The sequence below is a fragment of the Acinetobacter sp. YH16051 genome (genome assembly GCF_013417135.1).
Taxonomy (GTDB): domain Bacteria; phylum Pseudomonadota; class Gammaproteobacteria; order Pseudomonadales; family Moraxellaceae; genus Acinetobacter; species Acinetobacter towneri.
This window is the reverse complement of sequence record NZ_VPEN01000003.1, coordinates 85,672-106,578: the sequence shown is the minus strand read 5'-3', so window position 1 is coordinate 106,578 and position 20,907 is coordinate 85,672. Positions and strand designations below refer to the sequence as shown.

Genomic DNA, 20,907 nt, shown 5'->3' with positions numbered 1-20,907 from the left:
ACCATATCTGGCAGGGTCTTGCACAAAATTATTTCAATCTATGAGCCAAGATAGAGTCAAAAAATCAATGTAGATTCGAGGGATAAATTTACTAAATCAAAAAAAGAGGTTGAAATGTGTGCGACAATATCTGTCGCAAATTGATCAAAAAAACCACCCACTACTCCTAATTAAATGATATTTTGAATAAATATTAAAGGAGAAATAAACAATGACAACATTCCTCAATCACTTTAAGGTAGATAAAAATTTACTTGAAGTTGACTTCTTTGACCCTAATCTGGAAACAGATACTCGCTTATACATTGATAGTTATTATTTAACTCGTTGTGAGAACATACATTCCAAGTCTGCTCTGACTACTCAGCAAAATTTTATGAAATGTTTAATGGAAGCTCTTAAAGAAAAAGATGAAATTAAAGCAAGAAAATTATGCTCCCATTTTCCTGAGCCCAAATATACTGGCATTGGTGCAACTAAAGAAGGAGTAAATGGCAAAGGATCACACGATATTAAAGTTGAATATATACTCACATGCTTAAAGTCTTCTCAGGCAGCTCAGACAGGCTTATTAGAAGATCTTGAAGAATTAATATTAGTTGCAGATGGTATAGGTCCGGACACTATTTCAGATATAACGACTAGGGTCTGTTGACATTTCATAAATGGCTTGCGCTGTAGGCTAAAACTGAGCAGATCAGGCATGAAACGCAAGGAATAGCGAGATTATTGCTAAGTTTCATAACACAATCTGAGAAAGTTTTAGCCACAGCCTTTCAGGGCGAGCATATTTTTTGCTGCTATTGCGTTATGTGCCAGTCATTTAAAATGACTAAATTTCCTGTCCCATGCCTTATAGCAGCTAAAAAATATGCGTTGCCGCAAACATAGACGAATTGTCAACAAACCCTAATATTTGCTTTAAACATTTTGCAGAATATACATTAGAACAATGTGAAAAATTAGGTATAGAAACGACTGAAACAAAAGAGGCTATTCATTTCTTTTGTGCAATCGATAACGAATGGAAAAAATCAAAATTTTCACTTCCTCACGCTCCTTGGGGGCCTAATAAAGTTGTTGGACCTGTAATTTTGTTACCTCAAAATATCTTGGAATCTATGATTAGCTATAAAACTAATTATTTTTTCACTAATATTAGACCTCTTGCGAAAGTAAAAAATTGTTTATACTCATCTCATGAAATATGAAAATTTAACAAGATTTAATGATGAAGAATTTAAACGACTTGTTGGAGTTCCTCGTCCATTATTCTTAAAAATGGTATCAGTGTTACAACATGCTGAACTTGCCAAGAAAAAATCTGGAAGACCTCATTCGTTGTGTTTAGAGGATCAATTGTTGTTAACTTTAAATTACTTACGCTGTTATAGAACTCAAATTGAGTTATCCGCCGACTATAACCTAGCTGAAAGTAATGTGAATCGTACGATTCAGAAAGTTGAAAATGCTCTGATTCAATCACGGATTTTCGCATTGCCGAAAAGGAATCAAAAGTTTAATGAGGGGGATTATGTAATCGTTGATGTTACTGAGTCACAGATTGAGCGTCCCAAAAAAACAAAGAAAATTCTATAGTGGTAAAAAGAAGAAACATACGCTAAAAACACAGGTCATTTTTAACCCCCAATTAAAGCAAATTGTAAGTATACAGATTGAAGATGGCAGAAAACACGATCTGAACATTGCGCGTAAGCATTTGAAGGAGATGATTATTTATCCTTATATCATAGCAGATTTAGCCTATAAAGGATTTCATCAGATTAAGAGTAAGTTACTCATTCTAATCAAGAAACCTAACAATTTATCATTACCCCAAATAGCAAAACAGATCAACCAAGAAATCAGTCGGCGTAGGATCACAATTGAACATATCAACGGCAAACTTAAACATTTTCGGATATTAACAGAACGCCATAGAAATAGACGGAAACGATTTGGTCTAAGAATGAATTTAATTGCTGGAATGGTGAATTGGATGCTCTTAAATTAACTTTCGCAAGAGATCTATTGCCACCCCTTTATTTAAAGAAGAAGTTTTACGTAGAGATGCTTCAGCAAGCTTTATTTATTCTTTAAAATCTGGCGAGAAAAGAGTGAATGTAAAAAAATGCGAGAGCAACATCCTGAATTTCGAGGGGGGAAAAAGCAATATGGATGAATTAATCGCAAAAAATCCAAGACTTTTAAAAGAATATAGAGAAAAAGTAGCTAAAAAACGCTATTTAAAAAGAAAAGGTAAAAAAAGAAGATTAGAGGACGCATAAGCGTGCTTTTTATAGACAAATGTACAAGAAACAATACTATAACTTTACACTAGTTCTATCTGCGAACCTTTGATTTATACTAGCGGGATAACATTACCAGCTTTATATCAGTTTAGCGACTTTATGAACTTAAAGAAAAATAAAAGACAGCTTGTCTGGGGTTTAAATCTGCTTGCATCTATGATGTATGGCAGCTTTGCTCATGCACAGAGCATCAGCTTTCAGGATGCTGAACGTCAGTTGTTGCAAAATTCTTATAGCAGCCAAGCCTATCAAAGTCTGGAACAGGCTTCAAAACTTGAAGCTGAAGCAGTAAAAGGCGTAGGTCTGCCACGTGTCGACCTGAATGTTCGTGCCTATGCCTTTCACAGTGAAGTCGATATTCCATTAAAGCAATTTAAAAATAATCTGGAGAATTCACTCTCTCAAGGCGTGAATGGCCGGCTTAATGAGTGGGAGGCCAGTAATGGCGTGGATCTACCTGCAGGTATTACCGATCCACTGCGTGATGGACTTAACAATACTATTCATAGCGGAGTTGGTCTGATTCCGGATACGTCTAATGTCATCCTTGAAGATCAGGTGATTCGCCCCACTGTTTCCGTGATTATGCCAATATATACTGGAGGCCTCACCCGTAGTGCCAAAGAAATTGCCAATATTCAGGTCGGTCGTAGTCAGCTCAGCAACAAACAGCAGCAAGATACGCAGCGTTTTGAACTGATTCAAAGTTATTTTAATGTGCAGCTCCAAAAGCAATTGCATGCAGCTGCGCTGTTTAATCTGAATGCCATGCAGCAGCATTATCGCAATGCCTTAAAAATGGAACAGCAAGGTTTTATCAGTAAAGGCCAGCGTATGCAATTTGAAGTGGCACGTAATAATGCCGAGCGCAGCCAGCAAAATACGCAGGCCAATTTGAATGCTGCGCTGTTCCAGCTGAATAATCTGCTTCAGGAAAGTAGCATCACTGAGCTTTCGACGCCTTTATTTGTCAATAAAACCGAGCCACAGGCCTTAAATCATCTGCTAAAAACTTTTAGTCAGAACTCTGCGCTGATTCAAAAAATGCAGCTGGATACCCAATTGGCCCAAGCCAATGTGAAAGCCCAGCAAGCAGCGAAAAAACCAAATGTATTTGCTTTTGGCGAATATAGTCTGGATCAAAATGAAAACTGGATTGTCGGGGTTGCCGCACGCTATAACCTGTTTTCCGGGATCGATAAAAACAAGAATATTCAGGCTGCCGAACTCAAACGCTCTGCAACAGAACTGCTTACTGCACGCACCCAGCAGGAAATTGAAAATCTGATTTATAAATCTTATAGCGAAGCACTTAGTGCACAGCAAAGTGATGTACTTCTGGCACAAAACTTGAAAGCCGCACAGGAAAATTTACGCATCCAAGAATTGTCTTTTAAAGAAGATACGGGCACCGCCACACAGGTCATCGATGCACAAAATATGCTGAGCGGACTACGAGCTGAAACTGCCTTGAATGCTTACAAATATGTGATGTCACTGGCCACACTATTACAAAGCCATGGCTCGATTGCAGAATTTCCAACCTACATTCAACATGCCAACACCCACTATATTCGCTAATGGAGCCGAACATGAACGAAGATCAAAAACCCAATGATCCTGTGAATGAAGTGGCTTCATCCAGCGATACAGAAAAATCGCCTGCGCAACAGGTAGAAACAAAAACTGAAATAGAAAACAACGCGACGACTTCGACCGAGCAACAACAAGCTCCTGAAATCGCTAAAAAGAAAAAATATTTATTGCTCGCCCTGATTCCAGTTCTGCTGGCAGTCATCGCTTTTGGATTGTGGAAAAGCTACCAACCAGCTCCGCTTGAATTGCAGGGTCGTGTAGAAGCTGAAACAGTTCAGGTGGCGACCAAAGTGCCAAGCCGTATTGAAGAAATCTATGTAGAAGAAGGTCAGCGGGTCAAAAAAGGCGATGTGCTGGTGCGCTTAAACAGCCCGGAAATTCAGGCCAAAAAACAGCAAGCCGCAGCGGCTTTACAATCTGCGCTGGCCTTACAATCGACTGCTGAACGTGGCTCGCAAGAAGAAAATATCGCCAGCCTGTATGCCAACTGGCAATCGCTGAAAGCACAGCAAAATTTAGCCAAAGTTTCTTATGAGCGTGGTGCAAATTTATTTAAGGAAGGTGTGATTTCACGCCAGCGCCGTGATGAATTGTATGCAGCCAGTCAATCAGCGGCACAAATGACAGAAGCAGCGTATCAGCAATACGCACGTGCCAAACGTGGCAGCACCTCGCAGCAAAAGAGTTCTGCCGATGCACAAGTAGATATTGCCCAGGCTGCGCTGGATGAAGCCAATGCATTAGAGGCAGAAACCCAATTAGTAGCACCTGTAAACGGAACGGTGTCTAAAACCTATGGCAAAGTCTCGGAGCTGGTAGCCACCGCAGTCCCTGTGGTCAGCCTGATTGAAGATCAAATGTGGGTGAGCCTGAATATTCGTGAAGACCAATATGCCCCGTTTCAGAAAATGAGCAGTATTGAAGGTTATATTCCCGCCCTAGATAAAACCGCCACTTTTAAAATCAAGCAGATCAGTGCTGAAGGTGAATTTGCCACCATTAAGACCACACGCCAAACCGGCGGTTATGATGTGCGAAGTTTTAAGCTGCATCTTGTGCCCACACCAGCGATTCCTGAACTGAAAGTTGGAATGAGCGTGTTATTTAAACTGAAAGAGACCCGATAATGTGGACGGGTATATGGCGCGAACTGCGCTATCTGCTCCGCGAAAAATGGGATCTGTGTCTGGTCACGCTCGCACCTGCACTGGTGATTATTTTATTCAGCAGCATGTTTGCTCAAGGGAAACCGGATCATTTACCGATTGCGATTATTGATCAAGACCAGAGTGCGCTGAGTCAAAGCATTTATCAGCATGTGGCGCTGAATCATACTCTTAAAATTGCTACAGTGTCGGAACAAACAGCTGAAATTGAGCGCCTGTTAAATCAAAATAAAATTTGGGGTTATATCCATATTCCCAGCGGTGCCGAGCAACGTCTGGTTCGTGCCCGGGATGCTGACATCAGTATTGCCTTTAACCAGAGTTATTTCAGCATCGGAAATACCATTTCGTCTGCCATGCTGGTCAGTACCCTGCAAGCACTGGCTGAATTTAGCGGACAGCAATATCTGGGCAACCGGCTGCCTTCTCTCGAAGCACCGTCACCGCATATCAAAATATCGCCGCTGTATAACCCGCAACTAAATTATGAATTCTATCTGGAACCCTATGTCATTCCGGCAATTCTGCATTTACTGCTGTGTTGTTGTGTGGCATTTTCCGTCGGTCAGGAACTGAAGCGACAGACCTTAACAAGCTGGATTAGCAACTCGTCCATCTGGATGGCATTACTGTCTAAGAACCTGGTCTATGTGGCTATTTTTAGTCTATGGACCTGGATCTGGATGTTCTGGCTGATTGAAATTCGCGGCTGGTTTGTTGCTGGCTCGCTCGCTCTGATTCTATCGGCACAATTTCTGCTATATAGCGCTTATGCATTTTTAAGCAGTGCAGTGGTTCTGGCGACCAAAGATTTAAGTAAATCTTTTGGCATCATTGCGGTCTATGGTGGTTCATCTTTGAGTTTTGCAGGTGTGACCCTCCCTTTAAATAATGCGCCCCTGTTCACCCAGTTTTGGTCCAATATTATTCCGTTTACGCCCTATGCCAAATTACAAACTGAACAATGGGTGATTGGTAGTCCATTGCATATTTCACTGCAAGCTGGATTAATGCTGCTGATCTATGCCCTAGTCTACGCTCTGCTGGCTTATCTGTTTCTTAAAAAAATAGCTAAAGGAGCAGTCCAATGAAATCCCTCTGGTTTTACTATCTGCAAAGCTTCAAGGATATTGTCAGTCACGGCACGATCTTTACCACGCTGATTCTATCTGTCTTGTTTTACAGCTTTTTTTATCCAACCGCTTATCAGGCACAGCAGGCTGAAGCCTTACCGATTATTATTGTCGATGAAGAACAAAGTAACTTAAGCACCCGTATTATTGGTCAGGTGGCACAAAGCCCCAATGTGGAAATTGAGGCGATTACCGGCAATTTTGCCGAAGCCAAACAATGGGTTGAATCTCAAAAAGCCGATGGTATTTTACTGCTACCGGACAATTTATCGCAAAGCTTAAGGCATGGTGAAACAGGTGGCATTGGCCTGTATTTAAGTACAGCCAACTTTTTAGTAACCAAACAAATTGGTCTGGGCTTAGCCACATCAGTTGAGCAAACTTTGGCAGATTATACTGAACGCTTTGGCAAGGTCTCGGATTTTTCACCTGCCCTTTCTGTGCATCAAATTCCTTTATTTAATCCGCTGTCCGGCTATGGCAGCTATGTCTTTCCTGCGGTTGCACCTTTAATTATCCACCAAACCATTCTTTTGGGTTTGAGTATGCTGATTTTGGTATATCGGGAAAGAAAAATAGAATTAAACACAAATGCATTGATTGGGATGTGTTTAGCGGTCTTCACCATTGGTTGTCTGGGATGTTTCTATTTATTCGGCTTTAGCTTCTGGCTATTTGATTATCCGCGCGGTGGCAACCTGCTCGGGATGCTGCTGGCTGTTGCGGTTTTTATCTACACGATAATTGGCATGACCTGCTTATTTGCTAGTTTTCTGGATCTGCCGGAACGTGCGGGGCATGTCATTGTATTCACTTCTATTCCACTGTTCTTTTTATCTGGTGCGGCCTGGCCGCATGCTGCCATGCCCACCTGGATGCAAGTCGTTGGCGAAATCCTGCCCTCTACCCAAATTGTGCAGATGTTTATTCAACTCAATCAGATGGGTGTGCCTACAACACTGATCTTGCCTAAATTGCTCTATCTTGGAATGATCGGTAGCTTGTGCTTTTTTTTGGCTTATCGACGTTTAATTTCTGGTCATCAAAGCAGATAGAGCATTATAGCAATGCTCCTATTCCACTTATTTACCCGATTCGCCAAAGACTTGAATATTGAAATTACGAATCTTGTTGCTACCATTCGGCTTGTCAAAACTAACATCATACTGAACCAGATTTTCCGGATAGGCAATTTCATAGCTGACCTTATATTGCCCAAGCTGATTGGTTGCTTCTTCAATCTCTTTGGTCATTAAAGTCTTAGACTTGTATTCACCTTGAGGAATTGAACGTGAAAAGCGTTTCATCAGCTTTTCATTGTCCTTAAACTGGGTTTGCAACTGCGGCTCTAACTGATCCAAAAACTCGTCATACTTCCCATCACGCAAATCCACATAGGCTAGCTGTGCCGCCTTTTCCTGTTCAGGACTCGGATCTGGAATATTGTCCATTGAATTACAGCCACTCAATGCAACCGCTGCTGCCAACAACATTAATTTGGTTTTCATCGCTTACCCTTATGCAGTCAACGTTTATAAAAAAGGACGCCGAAGCGCCCTTTTTATCAGTAAAAAACTTATTCTTCTACTGAATTTTCACCGTCTTTTTCCACTTGCTCAGTTTCAGCAACTGCATCCGTTTCAGCCACTAAAGATTCTGCACCTTCAATCGCTTCAACAAACTCGTCTTCTTCAACAGCTTCAATCGCTTCTACACCCACCAGTTTTTCATCTTCAGCCAGACGGATCAGACGAACACCTTGTGCATTACGACCAGTCTGTGCCACTTCAGAAGCACGGGTACGTACCAATGTACCGCCATCAGAAATCAGCATCAGTTCTTTAGATGCGTCAATCGCAACTGCACCGACCAGCTCACCGTTACGTTCTGAGGTCTTGATTGCAATCACACCCTTACCGCCACGTTTCTTGGTTGGGAAGTCATCTACCGGGGTACGTTTACCATAACCATTTGCAGAAGCACACAGCACTTCGCCTGTTTCTGGAACAACAACTAATGACACAATACGACTGATAAATGCTGAATCTGAACTGTCTTCATCATCACCATCTACTTCTGCATCTTCGATGTCTTCAACTTGCGCTGAACCAAAGCTAACACGCATACCACGAACACCTTTGGCTGCACGCCCCATTGAACGAACATCAGTTTCTGCAAAACGAATGGCTTTACCTTCATTGGAGAACAACATAATTTGTTGTTCGCCATCAGTGATGGCAACACCAATTAAGGTATCTTCTTCATTCAATTCAATGGCTCGTAAACCATTCGAGCGTACGTTACTGAATTGTTCCAATTCAACACGTTTCACTGTGCCCGATGCTGTTGCCATAAATACATAGAAGTTTTTACGCAATGCTTCTGCTTGTGTAGCAAATTCAGCAATGATTTCATCATCTAGATCGGTTGCAGAAAGCTCCACACCCAATTGTTTTAACTGAACACGCAGTGCATCAGATAAATCATCACCATCTGCAAGTTCAGCAAATGCAGCTTCTAGTTCAGCATAGTGCGCTGCAATAATGGCATTAGTCTGTAGATGTGTCGCATTAGCTTTCACATAGCTACGGAAATCTGCCAGACGTTCTGTAAATTTCTTCGGTGCATCAATCACAGGTAAAATTGCGGTGATGGTTTCATTGGCATCTAATGGCAACAAATTCACCATTGGGCGGCCTTTGGCACCACGTGACGCTTGCGGCACTTCAAACACTTTCAGACGATAGACTTTACCTACATCAGTAAAGCACAGCACTGTTGCGTGGTTAGAGGTCACAATTAAATGCTGTACATAATCGTCTTCTTTCATTGACGTTGCAGATTTACCACGACCACCACGACGCTGCGCAGCATAATCAGACAATGGCTGAGTTTTCGCATAACCTGTTTGAGAAACAGTCAGTACCACTTGTTCTTCAGGGATTAAATCTTCACGAGAGAAATCAATGCGTGATTCTACAATTTCAGTACGGCGCGCATCACCATACTGTTGTAAAACCTGCGCTAATTCTTCACGAATCACACCCATCAACAAATTAAAGTCATTCAAAATTGCGGTCAATTCAGCAATCTGTGCCAAAATTTCAGAATATTCTGCATGTAATTTGTCTTGTTCCAGACCCGTTAAACGATGCAAACGTAATTCTAAAATTGCAGTCACTTGCGCAGGAGACAAACGGTAAATTTGTCCCTCCAAACCGAATGGACGATTTGGGTCTTCGCCTTCAATTTCATCTGGACGTACAGATACTGAACCTGCTTTTTCCAATAACGCCACGACACCGCCTGCTGCCCACTCGCCTGCCTGTAAACGCTCGCGCGCTTCGGCTGGATTGGCAGAAGATTTAATGGTTTCGATGATGGCATCGATATTGGCTAAAGCAACAGTTAAGCCTTCTAAAATATGGCCACGTTCACGCGCTTTACGCAATTCAAACATGGTACGGCGAGTCACTACTTCTTGGCGGTGACGAATAAATGCCGCAATAATATCTTTTAAGTTCATCAACTTTGGCTGACCATTATCTAGGCAAACCATGTTGATGCTGAATGAGTTTTCTAATTGCGTATTCAAGAACAGATTGTTCACAATCACTTCAGCGTTTTCACCACGCTTTAAGTCAATTGCAATACGCATCCCTTCTTTATCGGACTCATCACGTAGTTCAGAAATACCTTCGAGTTTCTTTTCTTTTACCAGTTCAGCAATACGCTCAATGGTTTTGGCTTTATTGACCTGATAAGGGATTTCAGTAAAGACGATGGTGGTACGACCAGACTTTTGATCTTCTTCAAAATGATACTTACCACGAATATGCAAACGACCTTTACCTGTACGGTAAGCATCGACAATGCCTGATTTACCGTAGATGATGCCACCTGTAGGGAAGTCTGGACCAGTAATATGTTCCATTAGCCCTTCAATTGAAATATTTGGGTTGTCTGCATAAGCCAAACATGCATGTACCACTTCGGTCATGTTGTGTGGCGCCATATTGGTCGCCATACCTACTGCAATACCCGCTGCACCGTTCACCAGTAAGTTTGGAATACGAGTAGGCATGACTTGAGGAATACGTTCAGAGCCGTCGTAGTTATCTTCCCAGTCGACTGTGTCTTTTTCTAAATCGGCCAACAGTTCATGAGTCAATTTACGCATACGCACTTCGGTATAACGCATAGCTGCTGCGCTATCGCCATCAATCGAACCGAAGTTACCCTGACCATCAACCAATTGATAACGCAAACTGAAGTCTTGCGCCATACGAACAATGGTTTCGTAAACAGCGTAGTCACCATGCGGGTGATATTTACCGATGACATCACCGACTACACGGGCAGACTTTTTGTAAGCTTTGTTGTAGTCATTGCCCAATTCGTGCATTGCGAATAGCACACGACGATGCACAGGTTTTAGACCATCTCGTACATCTGGCAGCGCACGTGACACAATCACGCTCATCGCATAGTCTAAATACGAGTGCTTGAGTTCATCCTCAATGGCAATCGGTCTAATTTCCGATACGCTCATGCATACTCCTTATTCTGCAAACAAATTTTGCTTGCATTTTATATGTCGTAAAACTTGCAAATGATTAGCCTGAAATGCAGGCTAAAAATAAAATACAGCGAAAAATTATAGCATATACACCTGTGTTTTTGTGCTTTAGAGATGATCTTAATCTTGTTAATTTACTTAAATTTAGTGGTGTTTTTTTATACTAATTTAAAAATTAAATTTCAGCCTAACGTAGTTATCATTCTCACCCAGAAAAATGGCTGAACCTACCATATTTCAAAGTGAAATACGCTTAGCACGACACGCAATAAACTTAATTTTCTGCAGGCTTATCTTGCTTCATTAAATGATAGGTAATGAAAAGCAAACCGAGAATTAATGGAAATTCATACAACTCTTCCATCAAATCTTTATATTGAATATCTCGAAGAAATAATGCATCAATGGCACGTTCATGCTCAATTGCATCAGAAATGATTAGTCCAGAAAATGCCAGCATTAGCGCCCATATAGGCAGCGTAAAATACTTCAACTTTTTCGCAATTTCTTTTCTAAGGTAGGGTGAAAACAGCATAAATACTACAGGCGCAATTAACATGACTGAAATTGCACGAAAATACGGCTTTGGTACTTCAGGAAAGTAGTCACGCCCCCAACTGGTACTGCGCCCGAAAAGCAGCAACCACCAAAGTACAGCCCATAACCAAAACTGTTTGTTTCCACCTTGTAGCTGTAGCGGTCGAATATAAAAAAAACTGAATATTGCACCAAAAAGCAACAACAGTGCCTGTAAATTTTCCACATAGCGAACCATTGCACCATCTAGCAATGGCACTTCTAAATCTGCAAAGAATGGAAATAAACAGCACAGCACTACAATAACCACTATGGGCCATGTAAGCCGAGTATCGACCAACAAAAGACTACTCCTACTCAAATTATAAAATTGAGCAAAGCTTAAAAAAGACGGTGGATAATATCATAAATGTTTTAGATGGATAATAGCTCTGCAAGTTTTATCGCAGACCACTAAGACACGGTAAATAGGATATTAGTATTTAACATAGGGACTAAATGCTTATGCTGAAAGCACCATTCATATTTAATACAGATTTGTCCATAAAAAAACGCCCCCATGCAATTCACATAGAGGCGTCTTGAACTGTGCTCAGAACTTAGATTTTAGAAACCAATTCTGGAACAACAGTGTTCAAATCACCCACTAACCAGTAGTCTGCTACTGCATTAATTGGTGCTTCTTCGTCTTTGTTGATTGCAACAATCACTTTAGAGTCTTTCATACCTGCCAAGTGCTGAATCGCACCTGAGATACCCACAGCAATGTACAAATCAGGTGCAACAATTTTACCTGTTTGACCTACTTGCATGTCGTTTGGTACGAAGCCTGCATCTACTGCAGCACGTGAAGCACCTTGTGCTGCACCAAGTTTGTCCGCTAATGGATCAAGTACTTTGTGATAGTTCTCACCAGAACCTACACCACGACCACCTGAAACCACAATACGCGCTGCTGTTAACTCTGGACGCTCTGATTTCACAATTTCTTCAGATACGAACTTAGAAATACCCGCATCACCTTGTGAAGCAGCAGCTTCAACTGCAGCTGAACCACCTTCTGCAGCGACAGGATCAAATGCTGTACCACGTACAGTACCCACCACAATCGCTTCTGAAGATTCTACAGTTGCAATTGCGTTACCTGCATAAATTGGACGCTTGAATGTTTTTGCAGAATCTACAGCGACGATGTCTGTGATCATGCTAACGTCAAGAAGTGCAGCCGCACGCGGTAAAATGTTTTTACCTGTTGTTGTAGAGGCAGCAAGGATATGGCTATAACCTTTGCCTAATTCTGCAACAAGTTTTGCTACGTTTTCAGCCAATTGGTTTGCATAAGCCGCATCGTCAGCAAGTAATACTTTGCTTACGCCTGCAACTTTAGCTGCTTGGTCTGCAACTGCTTGTGCACCAGAACCCGCAACCAATACAGTGATATCACCACCGATTTTTTGAGCTGCAGCAACAACGTTTAATGTTGCACCATTTAGTGCTTTATTGTCGTGCTCAGCGATAACTAAAATACTCATGATTTTTATCCTTCTGTATTAGATCACTTTCGCTTCGTTTTTCAATTTTTCTACAAGCTCATCTACAGATTTCACTTGTACGCCCGCTTTACGCTCAGCAGGTGCTTCAACTTTTACAGTTTTCAGCTTAGTACCTGTTGCAACGCCATAATCTGCAGGAGATTTGGTGTCTAGCGGTTTTTTACGTGCTTTCATGATGTTTGGAAGTGCCGCATAACGTGGCTCATTCAAACGTAAGTCAGTGGTGATGATTGCAGGAAGTGCAAGCTCAACAGTTTGTAAACCACCGTCAATTTCACGTGTTACCTGAACTTTGTCGCCATCTACTTTTACTTCTGAAGCAAAAGTACCCTGACCTGCACCAAGTAAAGCGCCTAGCATTTGACCAACTTGGTTAGAGTCGTCATCAATAGCTTGCTTACCCAATAAAATAAGTTGTGGTTGTTCTTGTTCAACAACACCTTTTAAGATTTTAGCCACTTCAAGTGCACCAATCTCATCGGCTGTTTCAACCAAAATACCACGGTCTGCACCAAGCGCCATTGCAGAACGAATTTGTTCCTGCGCTTCTTTAGGACCAATGGATACCACTACGATTTCTGAAACAGTTCCTTTTTCTTTTAAACGAACCGCTTCTTCCACTGCGATTTCACAGAATGGGTTAATTGACATCTTAACGTTAGTTAGGTCAACTCCACTATTATCCGGCTTAACGCGAACTTTAACGTTGGCATCTACCACACGTTTTACAGCAACAAGAGCCTTCATGTAATCCTCGGCTGTTTTAGCAAAAGTAAATATTGAGAAAAGTTAATAATAACTCTTCGCTTTAAATTTTTTAGGTGTCCTATCTTGCTATGTGATCGGCATTTCGGTCAAGTCAGAATTGTCTAAACAAGGCTAAAAATGCCGAAAATTAACTGAACGATGCGTTCATACTTTTTTATTTCTAAAAATTAACAAACCAAGCGACGATTATATAAGCAATTTTAAGCTTTGATTTATATTATGTTTTTTATTTATTTCCCTCATCAACAAGATTGATTGAAATGCAATTCAAATTGAGTTCCGCCTACAATTTAAGCAAAGTTCCTTACATAAAACCCCATAATCTGACTGTCATTAAAGATAGAAAACTTTATTTTTTGCAGTATTTTTTCAGATATAAATGCTCTTTTAAAATGTGACTGCTGGTTCACAAAACTGTATTCAGCAGTTTATTGGGTATGAAATAAACAATCTGTTTTATTTTGATGGATATTTATGCGCTTTCACCACGCCACCTCCCTGATAAAGGGCATAAAAAAAACTCAGCTCAAACTTGCTGAGTTTCTAAAAAGTCACGGTGGATATGACTTAAATCTATCAACTCATAGGCCTGTAAATTAAAAATTTCCCAAACTGCAATAAAATCTTCTTTTACATCTATTTTACTACCAGCGGATGAGCGTGCTTGCCACTGCTGATCTGAAATCCATAAATAGCTTTGTTGCGTTTGCGGATGAATCGCCTGCATTTTACCTTCGGCATTAATACCCTGCACTAAACAATCGGCAGGTAGTTCTTGCTCGATCATCGGCAAGCTTATTTCGACAAAATGTTTCACTTGACGCAAGCCATAACCTGCAAAAATTTCTTTTTGGCTTGGGCTTAATTGTTCATATTTTTCTTGAAGATTCGAAATCATGGTTTTGCCTATCATTTGATATCCAAAGTGTTATGCAGTGGAACAAAAAATAATGTCATCCATGTCTATTATTCGTGTGACCCACTCTTTCTGCTTCTTTATACTGCATAACGCACTTTTTTATTATTCTACAATAGTTGCAATGACATCTTGGTGAAAGCGCTTTTACTTAAAGTATTAAGTACAGCACAAAGGCTTTACAACTGACTGTGAGAAAAATATTTGCAGTATGAAATAGCTATATTTTAACTTGCAAAAATAATGCCGACTTTAGGTAAAGCTTTACTTTTTACTCGCACGTGGATGTGCCTGATCATAAACTCGCGCTAACTGATCAAAATCGACATGGGTATAAATTTGCGTGGTGCTTAAATTGCTATGCCCAAGCATTTCTTGGACTGCACGTATATCCCCACTATTCGACAGCATGTGACTTGCAAAACAATGTCGCAATAAGTGCGGATGCAAATCGACATTAACGCCCGCACGCTGCGCCTGAAACTTCACCCGATTTTCAATTTGGCGTGCTTTTAAGGGTTCACCTTTTTGAGTAATAAACAATGCTGCATCGGGTACAAAATCGCCCTGCCATAAAGGGTAAATCTGCAGCCATTGCATCACCGCATCTTTGGCTTTGCGACCAAAAGGCACTATACGGGTTTTATTGCCTTTACCCGTAATGCGCAGCAATTGACGGTTAAAATCTAAATCGCGGATACGTAAACTTTGTACCTCTGCTAGGCGCAAACCACTCGAATAGAGCAATTCTAAAATCGCTTTATCGCGTCGCCACATTTGTTGTTGTACTTCAGTTTCAGGTTCAGGCTGATCCAAAATTTGATGAATCGTTTCAATATCAATCAAACCCGGCAAAGGTCGTGGCTGACGTTTTAGCTGAAAATTATCAATTGGATTAAATTGTAAATACTGCCCTTGCTCGGCCCATTTCATAAACTGACGAATCGCTGACAACATGCGCTGTAAACTGCTGCTATTTAACTGTTGCTGTTCTACTTTTTGCGCTAAATAATGGCGCAAATCTGCAGCCTCTACATCATATAAGGCAAGTTGTTGTTGCTCACAAAAGCTAAAAAAATCGTTTAAATCGCGTGCGTAGGCTTTTAACGTATGCGGTGACTGCTGTTGTATTTCTCGTTCTTTGAGCCACATCTTTAATAGTTGCTGCGGATCGTACATTAGTCACGCTCCGATTGCTGAACTGCGGCAAACTGAGATAAATAAGCAGCAATGTGTTCAGCCGCCTGATCTGCATGTGTTTCTAAAAACAAATGATCACCATCATGCACAATTTTTAATACGGCTTGTGGAAATTGTTGTTGTAAAAACTCACCTACCGCCAGTGGACTTATCGGGTCTTGATCACCCCATAACAACAAAATAGGCATGTTGATTTTAGCAAAGTCTACCGTGTAATCGGCCTTTGCCTCTACAAACCAGTCAGGATAATTTAAATCACTTGCTTGATAGTCTTGTCGCCAATCTTGCACCTGAAAACTGCTTAAATCCATGCCACCAGATGTTGCAACCAATACTAATCCTTTGACTTTTTCTGGATATTGCAACGCGGCAGCAACTGCAAAAATACCACCCATCGACTGTGCAATGATAATGCAATCATCTGGGATATTCGCCAACACATAAGCCTGCAAACTTGCAAAATCATGTACCTGTGAATGTGCAGGTTGATGATTAAATTCAGGATAAGCCACAATTTTTACAGCATTCTGCCACGGCAATTTTTCAATTTTTTCGATTAGCGGATGAAAAAATGCGGTATTGCCTGAAGCGCCAGGTAAAAAAATCAGTTGCGGCATAATGAGTAGAAGTTTTTAGAGTGACATTCAGTACAGCATACCTAATCCGTGCTGCAAGATACAAAAAAGCACCATTCGTTTTGAAAAGTGCTTTTAAGTAAGATAAGAGCTGTTCATGTTAGAACGAAACATCAGCCCTGAAAATAATTTAAATCCAAACGACCGTGATAGACATTAGCAGTTGGCCCTGTCATCCACACCACATCGCCTTCACGCCATTCGATTTGCAACTTACCACCTGCCAGTTCAATTTCAACTGAATTAGACAATAAGCCACGGCGCATACCCGAAACGGCTGCAGCACATGCACCTGTACCACAAGCCAAGGTTTCACCTACGCCACGTTCAAACACACGCAAACGCGCATGTTTTTCGTCAATGATTTGCATAAAACCTGCATTGACGCGCTGTGGAAAACGCTCGTGTGATTCCACTTGTGGGCCAATACCTGCAACATCGGCAGTCAATACATCAGGCACAATGGTCACAGCATGAGGATTGCCTATGTTCACCACATCAATGGTCAATGCAGCACCATCTTTCAGCGCAATGTCATATAAGTTATCAGGCTCATCGGCAATGAATGGAATCTCATGCGGCAAGAATTTTGGATAGCCCATATTCACCCGCACCCAACCGTTTTGCCCCAATTCAGGCTCTACAATGCCTGCCTTGGTTTGCACCTTGATTTTGGTTTTGGTCGTAAGCTGACGTTCATGCACAAAACGTGCAAAACAACGCACACCATTGCCGCACTGCTCCACTTCAGAACCATCGGCATTGAAAATGCGATATTTAAAATCGACATTTGGTAAATCGGGCGGTTCCACAATCAGGAGTTGGTCAAAGCCAATCCCGAAGTGGCGGTCTGCAAGGCGTTGAATAGTCAGCGCATCCAAATACGCACGCTGGCTGATGAGATCAACCACCATGAAGTCATTGCCCAGACCATGCATTTTGGTAAATTCTAATAACATCTCGAATTCCCCTTATGGCAATAAACGCTCTCTTTCCCACAGCGATTCAATGCTTTCACGTTCACGAATTAAATGTGCTTGATCTGCATCGACCATGACTTCAGCTGCACGACCACGGCTGTTGTAGTTAGAACTCATCACAAAACCGTATGCGCCCGCACCCATTACAGCTAAAACATCATTTTCTTTGATCGCAAGCTGACGTTCTTTACCCAAGAAATCACCTGTTTCACAAATTGCACCAACCACATCCCACTCTAGCGTTTCAACATCAGTACGTGGGGTTACGGGCTGAATGTCCATCCATGCTTCATATAACGCAGGACGGATTAAGTCATTCATGGCAGCGTCAATAATCGCAAAGTTACGATGATTGGTCGGTTTGAGTAAATCAACTTTTGTTAGCAGCACGCCCGCATTGGCAGAGATACTACGACCCGGTTCCATATACACTTTAAGACCTAACTTTTCTAAAGCGGGACGTAAAGCGTTGGCATATTCTTCAACCGTTGGTGGAGTTTCATCTTTATAAGTCACCCCTAAACCACCGCCAATATCAATGTGTTTGAGCTGAATACCCATTTCTTTTAAGGTATCAATCATCACAATCACGCGATCTAAAGCATCGACAAACGGTTGTGTTTCGGTCAATTGTGAACCGATGTGACAGTCAATTCCAACGATATCTAAGTTTGCTAAAGAAGCCGCATATTCATAAGTGCTATATACCGAATCAGACGGAATCCCGAACTTGTTTTCTTTTAAGCCTGTAGAAATATAAGGATGGGTTTTGGCATCGACATCTGGGTTAACCCGTAATGAAATTGGTGCTTTGACATTCATGCTTGCCGCAACTTTTTGAATACGGTCTAATTCTGCATGCGATTCTACGTTAAAGCAGGCAATCCCAACTTCCAACGCTTTTTGAATATCGGCTTCAGTTTTACCTAAACCTGAAAAAACAATTTTCGATGCATCACCACCTGCTTTGAGAACACGCGCCAATTCACCGCCTGTCACAATATCAAAACCTGCACCCAACTTAGCCAATACATTCAATACCGCAAGATTCGAGTTTGACTTTACCGCAAAACAAATTTGATGATCGATAAAGTGGAAAGCACGATCCATATCTAAATAATGCTTTTCAAAAGTCGCTTTTGAATAAACATAGAGTGGTGTGCCAAATTGCTGTGCGAGTTGTTGTAGCGAACATTGCTCGGCGTGCAAAACCCCTTGAATGCGGGTAAAACTCATGAATGTATCCTTTATCTAGAAAGCGTTAAGGTGTAGTCGATGTAGATGCAGCAGGTGCAGCAAACTGCTGTTGCACAGGTACGGCTGTGTCTGACGATGTTGCCGATTGCGTTGCACGTTTAGGCGCAGCATCTGGATATAACAAATATTTTGCGCGTTTGTCGTAATTTGGGTCATTGGGTAACTGTAATGTACCTGACTGACCACAACCGACCAAAACCACTGTTGTAAGCAAAACACTCATGCAGCAAATGACGGTACGCATCTGACCACCTATAAAATATTTTCGATGAAGTATAACGCGATCACTGCCGCGACCAAAGTGCTAATGCAGAGAGATTATATTGAGCTTAGTAAAAATTCTAGCTTACTTACTATTCTGCTGGCATAGATTGACCTTATCAGGTCTGAAAAATTGCGACTTCTGACACAGATAAAGTCAATTTTATTTCAAGGCATCAATTGTCAAAATCTAAAAACTATGCAAAAAATATAACGTGCTTAAAACCAAGTTCTTTTAACAGGAAGTTTTAAAGACTGGCATATCACTTGCTTAATTTTTACAACTGTTCAACTACAGTCACAAACTAAGCATTTATACACTGCGTTTATAAGAAGAAATTTATGCAAAATTTACAATCGATGATGGAAACCCTAAGCGGTTGGGTCTGGGGTCCATACATGCTGGTTCTCATTGTGGGAACGGGCGTCTTCCTCACCTTCCGCTTATTGTTCTGGCAATTCCGCATGCTGCCACTGGCTTTTAAACAAGTCTTTTGCAAACACGACAAAGCGCAAAAAGAACCGGGCGATATTTCACATTTCGCATCACTGATGACTGCACTCTCTGCCACCATTGGTACGGGAAATATTGCAGGTGTTGCAACGGCTTGCGTCCTCGGTGGCCCGGGTGCAGTGTTTTGGATGTGGATGACTGCCCTGTTTGGTATGGCGACCAAATATGGTGAAGGTGTTTTGGCGGTTAAATACCGTATTAAAAACGAAAAAGGGCAAATGTCAGGCGGCCCAATGTACTACATTGAACGCGGACTAAAATGGAAATGGCTCGCGATTATCTTTGCCTTTTTTGGCACAGTCGCCTCGTTTGGAATTGGTAGTTCAGTACAATCCAACACCGTAGCTTTAGCAGTTGAAAATAGCTTAGGTGTAGAAACTTGGATTACTGGCGTGGTAATTACCGTATTTTCTGCATTGGTGATTTTGGGCGGAATTAGCTCGATTTCCAAAGCATCTTCGGTGATTGTTCCGATTATGGCCATTCTGTATGTTACAGGCGGTTTAATTATTATCCTGAATAATTTACACCTTGTCGTGCCTGCATTTGAGCTAATTTTCCGTGATGCCTTTACTGGTGAAGCAGTTGCGGGCGGTGCAATTGGTGCAGTAATTCGTTACGGGGTTGCACGTGGCGTATTCTCCAACGAAGCAGGGATGGGTTCTGCCCCAATTGCTGCTGCGGCTGCAAAAACCGACCACCCTGCGCGTCAAGGTTTAGTGTCTATGACAGGTACCTTCATTGATACCATTATTGTCTGTAGCATCACGGGGATTGTTTTGGTAATGGGCTTCATTATGGCAGGTAATAGCTTTGGTGGTGCAACAGGTGCTGTACTCACCACACAGGTTTTTGACCAGTTATTGCCAGGCTTTGGTGGTTGGGTCGTCACTTTCGGGATCATCTTCTTCGCCTATTCCACCATTCTCGGTTGGAGCTATTATGGTGAAAAATGCTGTACTTATTTATTCGGCGAAAAATACGTGTTGATTTACCGCTTAATTTATATTGCTTCAGTGTTCATTGGCACCATCGCCACCCTAGATTTAGTCTGGTTATTTGCCGATACCTTTAATGGTTTAATGGCTGTACCAAACTTAATTGCCTTGTTGTTACTGTCTGGTGTGATTGCCAAAGAATCCAAAGACTTTATTGCGAAGCGCAAGTCTGGCGAGTTGTATTAGGGTCTGTTGACAATTCGTCTATGTTTGCGGCAACGCATATTTTTTAGCTGATATAAGGCATGGGACAGGAGATTTAGTCATTCTAAATGACTGGCGCATAACGCAATAGCAGCAAAAAATATGCTTGCCCTGAAAGGCTGTGGCTAAAACTTTCTCAGATTGCGTTATGAAACTTGGCAATAGTCTCGCTATTCCCTGCGTTTCATGCCTAATCTGCTCAGTTTTAGCCTACAGCGCAAGCCATTTATGAAATGTCAACAAACCCTAAATAAACCCAATTCATTGAATTATTCCGTTCAAATCATAAATCATACAA

19 protein-coding genes are annotated in these 20,907 nt (G+C 41.5%); 8 read left to right on the top strand and 11 right to left on the bottom strand.

The genetic code is table 11. The annotated features are described in order from the left end of the window. The first annotated feature begins 211 nt into the window (after positions 1-211). The 7 genes from FTV41_RS03950 (at position 212) to FTV41_RS03920 (ending at position 7,262) form a co-directional block, all read left to right on the top strand. Positions 212-655 (top strand): hypothetical protein, encoded by a 444-nt coding sequence (locus FTV41_RS03950; protein ID WP_004971845.1) that lies wholly within the window; start codon positions 212-214, stop codon positions 653-655. A gap of 241 nt (positions 656-896) precedes the next feature. Further along, complete coding sequence (locus FTV41_RS03945; protein WP_035310653.1) at positions 897-1,211, top strand: hypothetical protein; 315 nt, start codon at positions 897-899, stop codon at positions 1,209-1,211. After that, a protein-coding gene (locus FTV41_RS03940; RefSeq protein WP_179996157.1) for an IS5 family transposase occupies positions 1,201-2,014 on the top strand; the annotation gives its coding sequence in 2 pieces (ribosomal slippage) (positions 1,201-1,587 and positions 1,589-2,014; 813 coding nt in all). Before FTV41_RS03945 ends, FTV41_RS03940 begins: the two co-directional genes overlap by 11 nt. Positions 2,015-2,411: 397 nt before the next feature. Beyond that, entirely contained in the window at positions 2,412-3,893 is a 1,482-nt protein-coding gene (locus FTV41_RS03935) for a TolC family protein (RefSeq protein WP_004971852.1), read from the top strand. 11 nt (positions 3,894-3,904) lie between these two features. Next, positions 3,905-5,035, top strand: coding sequence for an HlyD family secretion protein (locus FTV41_RS03930; RefSeq protein ID WP_154320913.1), 1,131 nt, complete (start codon positions 3,905-3,907; stop codon positions 5,033-5,035). Next, positions 5,035-6,165: an ABC transporter permease gene (locus tag FTV41_RS03925; protein WP_127800765.1), complete on the top strand. Its 1,131-nt coding sequence runs from the start codon at positions 5,035-5,037 to the stop codon at positions 6,163-6,165. The genes FTV41_RS03930 and FTV41_RS03925 overlap by 1 nt, the downstream gene beginning before the upstream one ends. Next, on the top strand, positions 6,162-7,262 hold the full coding sequence (locus FTV41_RS03920) for an ABC transporter permease (protein ID WP_179996156.1): 1,101 nt from the start codon (positions 6,162-6,164) through the stop codon (positions 7,260-7,262). Before FTV41_RS03925 ends, FTV41_RS03920 begins: the two co-directional genes overlap by 4 nt. A gap of 27 nt (positions 7,263-7,289) precedes the next feature. Here FTV41_RS03920 and FTV41_RS03915 read toward each other — a convergent pair whose 3' ends face one another. From FTV41_RS03915 to FTV41_RS03865, 11 genes are all read right to left on the bottom strand, one after another. Beyond that, complete coding sequence (locus tag FTV41_RS03915) at positions 7,290-7,715, bottom strand: DUF3887 domain-containing protein (RefSeq protein ID WP_179996155.1); 426 nt, start codon at positions 7,713-7,715, stop codon at positions 7,290-7,292. 68 nt (positions 7,716-7,783) lie between these two features. Further along, the gene (gene gyrA, locus FTV41_RS03910) at positions 7,784-10,759 is read right to left on the bottom strand and encodes a DNA gyrase subunit A (RefSeq protein ID WP_179996154.1); all 2,976 of its coding nucleotides are present in this window, start codon (positions 10,757-10,759) and stop codon (positions 7,784-7,786) included. 301 nt (positions 10,760-11,060) lie between these two features. Continuing rightward, positions 11,061-11,666, bottom strand: coding sequence for a hypothetical protein (locus FTV41_RS03905; protein ID WP_168417751.1), 606 nt, complete (start codon positions 11,664-11,666; stop codon positions 11,061-11,063). 256 nt (positions 11,667-11,922) lie between these two features. Beyond that, positions 11,923-12,855 carry an electron transfer flavoprotein subunit alpha/FixB family protein gene (locus FTV41_RS03900; protein ID WP_131261593.1) on the bottom strand — a complete coding sequence of 311 codons (933 nt, stop codon included), beginning with the start codon at positions 12,853-12,855 and terminating at the stop codon, positions 11,923-11,925. 18 nt (positions 12,856-12,873) lie between these two features. Next, positions 12,874-13,623, bottom strand: coding sequence for an electron transfer flavoprotein subunit beta/FixA family protein (locus tag FTV41_RS03895; protein WP_096901145.1), 750 nt, complete (start codon positions 13,621-13,623; stop codon positions 12,874-12,876). A gap of 547 nt (positions 13,624-14,170) precedes the next feature. Next, entirely contained in the window at positions 14,171-14,542 is a 372-nt protein-coding gene (locus FTV41_RS03890) for a hypothetical protein (protein ID WP_004971871.1), read from the bottom strand. Between the two features lie 282 nt (positions 14,543-14,824). After that, a complete protein-coding gene (gene xerA, locus FTV41_RS03885; RefSeq protein ID WP_004971874.1) occupies positions 14,825-15,739 on the bottom strand; it encodes a site-specific tyrosine recombinase/integron integrase in 915 nt (304 codons plus the stop codon). Next, entirely contained in the window at positions 15,739-16,377 is a 639-nt protein-coding gene (locus FTV41_RS03880; RefSeq protein WP_096900946.1) for an alpha/beta fold hydrolase, read from the bottom strand. The genes xerA and FTV41_RS03880 overlap by 1 nt, the downstream gene beginning before the upstream one ends. A gap of 131 nt (positions 16,378-16,508) precedes the next feature. After that, positions 16,509-17,354 (bottom strand): diaminopimelate epimerase, encoded by an 846-nt coding sequence (gene dapF, locus FTV41_RS03875; RefSeq protein WP_004971880.1) that lies wholly within the window; start codon positions 17,352-17,354, stop codon positions 16,509-16,511. Between the two features lie 12 nt (positions 17,355-17,366). Continuing rightward, the gene (gene lysA / locus FTV41_RS03870) at positions 17,367-18,611 is read right to left on the bottom strand and encodes a diaminopimelate decarboxylase (RefSeq protein ID WP_004971882.1); all 1,245 of its coding nucleotides are present in this window, start codon (positions 18,609-18,611) and stop codon (positions 17,367-17,369) included. Between the two features lie 25 nt (positions 18,612-18,636). Continuing rightward, positions 18,637-18,876 carry a lipoprotein gene (locus tag FTV41_RS03865; RefSeq protein WP_004971884.1) on the bottom strand — a complete coding sequence of 80 codons (240 nt, stop codon included), beginning with the start codon at positions 18,874-18,876 and terminating at the stop codon, positions 18,637-18,639. A 359-nt stretch (positions 18,877-19,235) separates the two neighbouring features. On the opposite strand from FTV41_RS03865, the gene FTV41_RS03860 reads away from it, so the two are divergent. Then, the gene (locus FTV41_RS03860; RefSeq protein ID WP_096900947.1) at positions 19,236-20,591 is read left to right on the top strand and encodes a sodium:alanine symporter family protein; all 1,356 of its coding nucleotides are present in this window, start codon (positions 19,236-19,238) and stop codon (positions 20,589-20,591) included. Positions 20,592-20,907 lie beyond the last annotated feature (316 nt).

Bases quoted from the DNA above. Each gene is read 5' to 3' on its own strand.
- FTV41_RS03950 (WP_004971845.1), top strand. From the start codon at position 212: ATGACAACATTCCTCAATCACTTTAAGGTAGATAAAAATTTACTTGAA.
- FTV41_RS03935 (WP_004971852.1), top strand. From the start codon at position 2,412: ATGAACTTAAAGAAAAATAAAAGACAGCTTGTCTGGGGTTTAAATCTG.
- FTV41_RS03930 (WP_154320913.1), top strand. From the start codon at position 3,905: ATGAACGAAGATCAAAAACCCAATGATCCTGTGAATGAAGTGGCTTCA.
- FTV41_RS03925 (WP_127800765.1), top strand. From the start codon at position 5,035: ATGTGGACGGGTATATGGCGCGAACTGCGCTATCTGCTCCGCGAAAAA.
- FTV41_RS03920 (WP_179996156.1), top strand. From the start codon at position 6,162: ATGAAATCCCTCTGGTTTTACTATCTGCAAAGCTTCAAGGATATTGTC.
- FTV41_RS03915 (WP_179996155.1), bottom strand. From the start codon at position 7,715: ATGAAAACCAAATTAATGTTGTTGGCAGCAGCGGTTGCATTGAGTGGC.
- gyrA (WP_179996154.1), bottom strand. From the start codon at position 10,759: ATGAGCGTATCGGAAATTAGACCGATTGCCATTGAGGATGAACTCAAG.
- FTV41_RS03900 (WP_131261593.1), bottom strand. From the start codon at position 12,855: ATGAGTATTTTAGTTATCGCTGAGCACGACAATAAAGCACTAAATGGT.
- FTV41_RS03895 (WP_096901145.1), bottom strand. From the start codon at position 13,623: ATGAAGGCTCTTGTTGCTGTAAAACGTGTGGTAGATGCCAACGTTAAA.
- FTV41_RS03890 (WP_004971871.1), bottom strand. From the start codon at position 14,542: ATGATTTCGAATCTTCAAGAAAAATATGAACAATTAAGCCCAAGCCAA.
- xerA (WP_004971874.1), bottom strand. From the start codon at position 15,739: ATGTACGATCCGCAGCAACTATTAAAGATGTGGCTCAAAGAACGAGAA.
- FTV41_RS03880 (WP_096900946.1), bottom strand. From the start codon at position 16,377: ATGCCGCAACTGATTTTTTTACCTGGCGCTTCAGGCAATACCGCATTT.
- dapF (WP_004971880.1), bottom strand. From the start codon at position 17,354: ATGTTATTAGAATTTACCAAAATGCATGGTCTGGGCAATGACTTCATG.
- lysA (WP_004971882.1), bottom strand. From the start codon at position 18,611: ATGAGTTTTACCCGCATTCAAGGGGTTTTGCACGCCGAGCAATGTTCG.
- FTV41_RS03865 (WP_004971884.1), bottom strand. From the start codon at position 18,876: ATGCGTACCGTCATTTGCTGCATGAGTGTTTTGCTTACAACAGTGGTT.
- FTV41_RS03860 (WP_096900947.1), top strand. From the start codon at position 19,236: ATGCAAAATTTACAATCGATGATGGAAACCCTAAGCGGTTGGGTCTGG.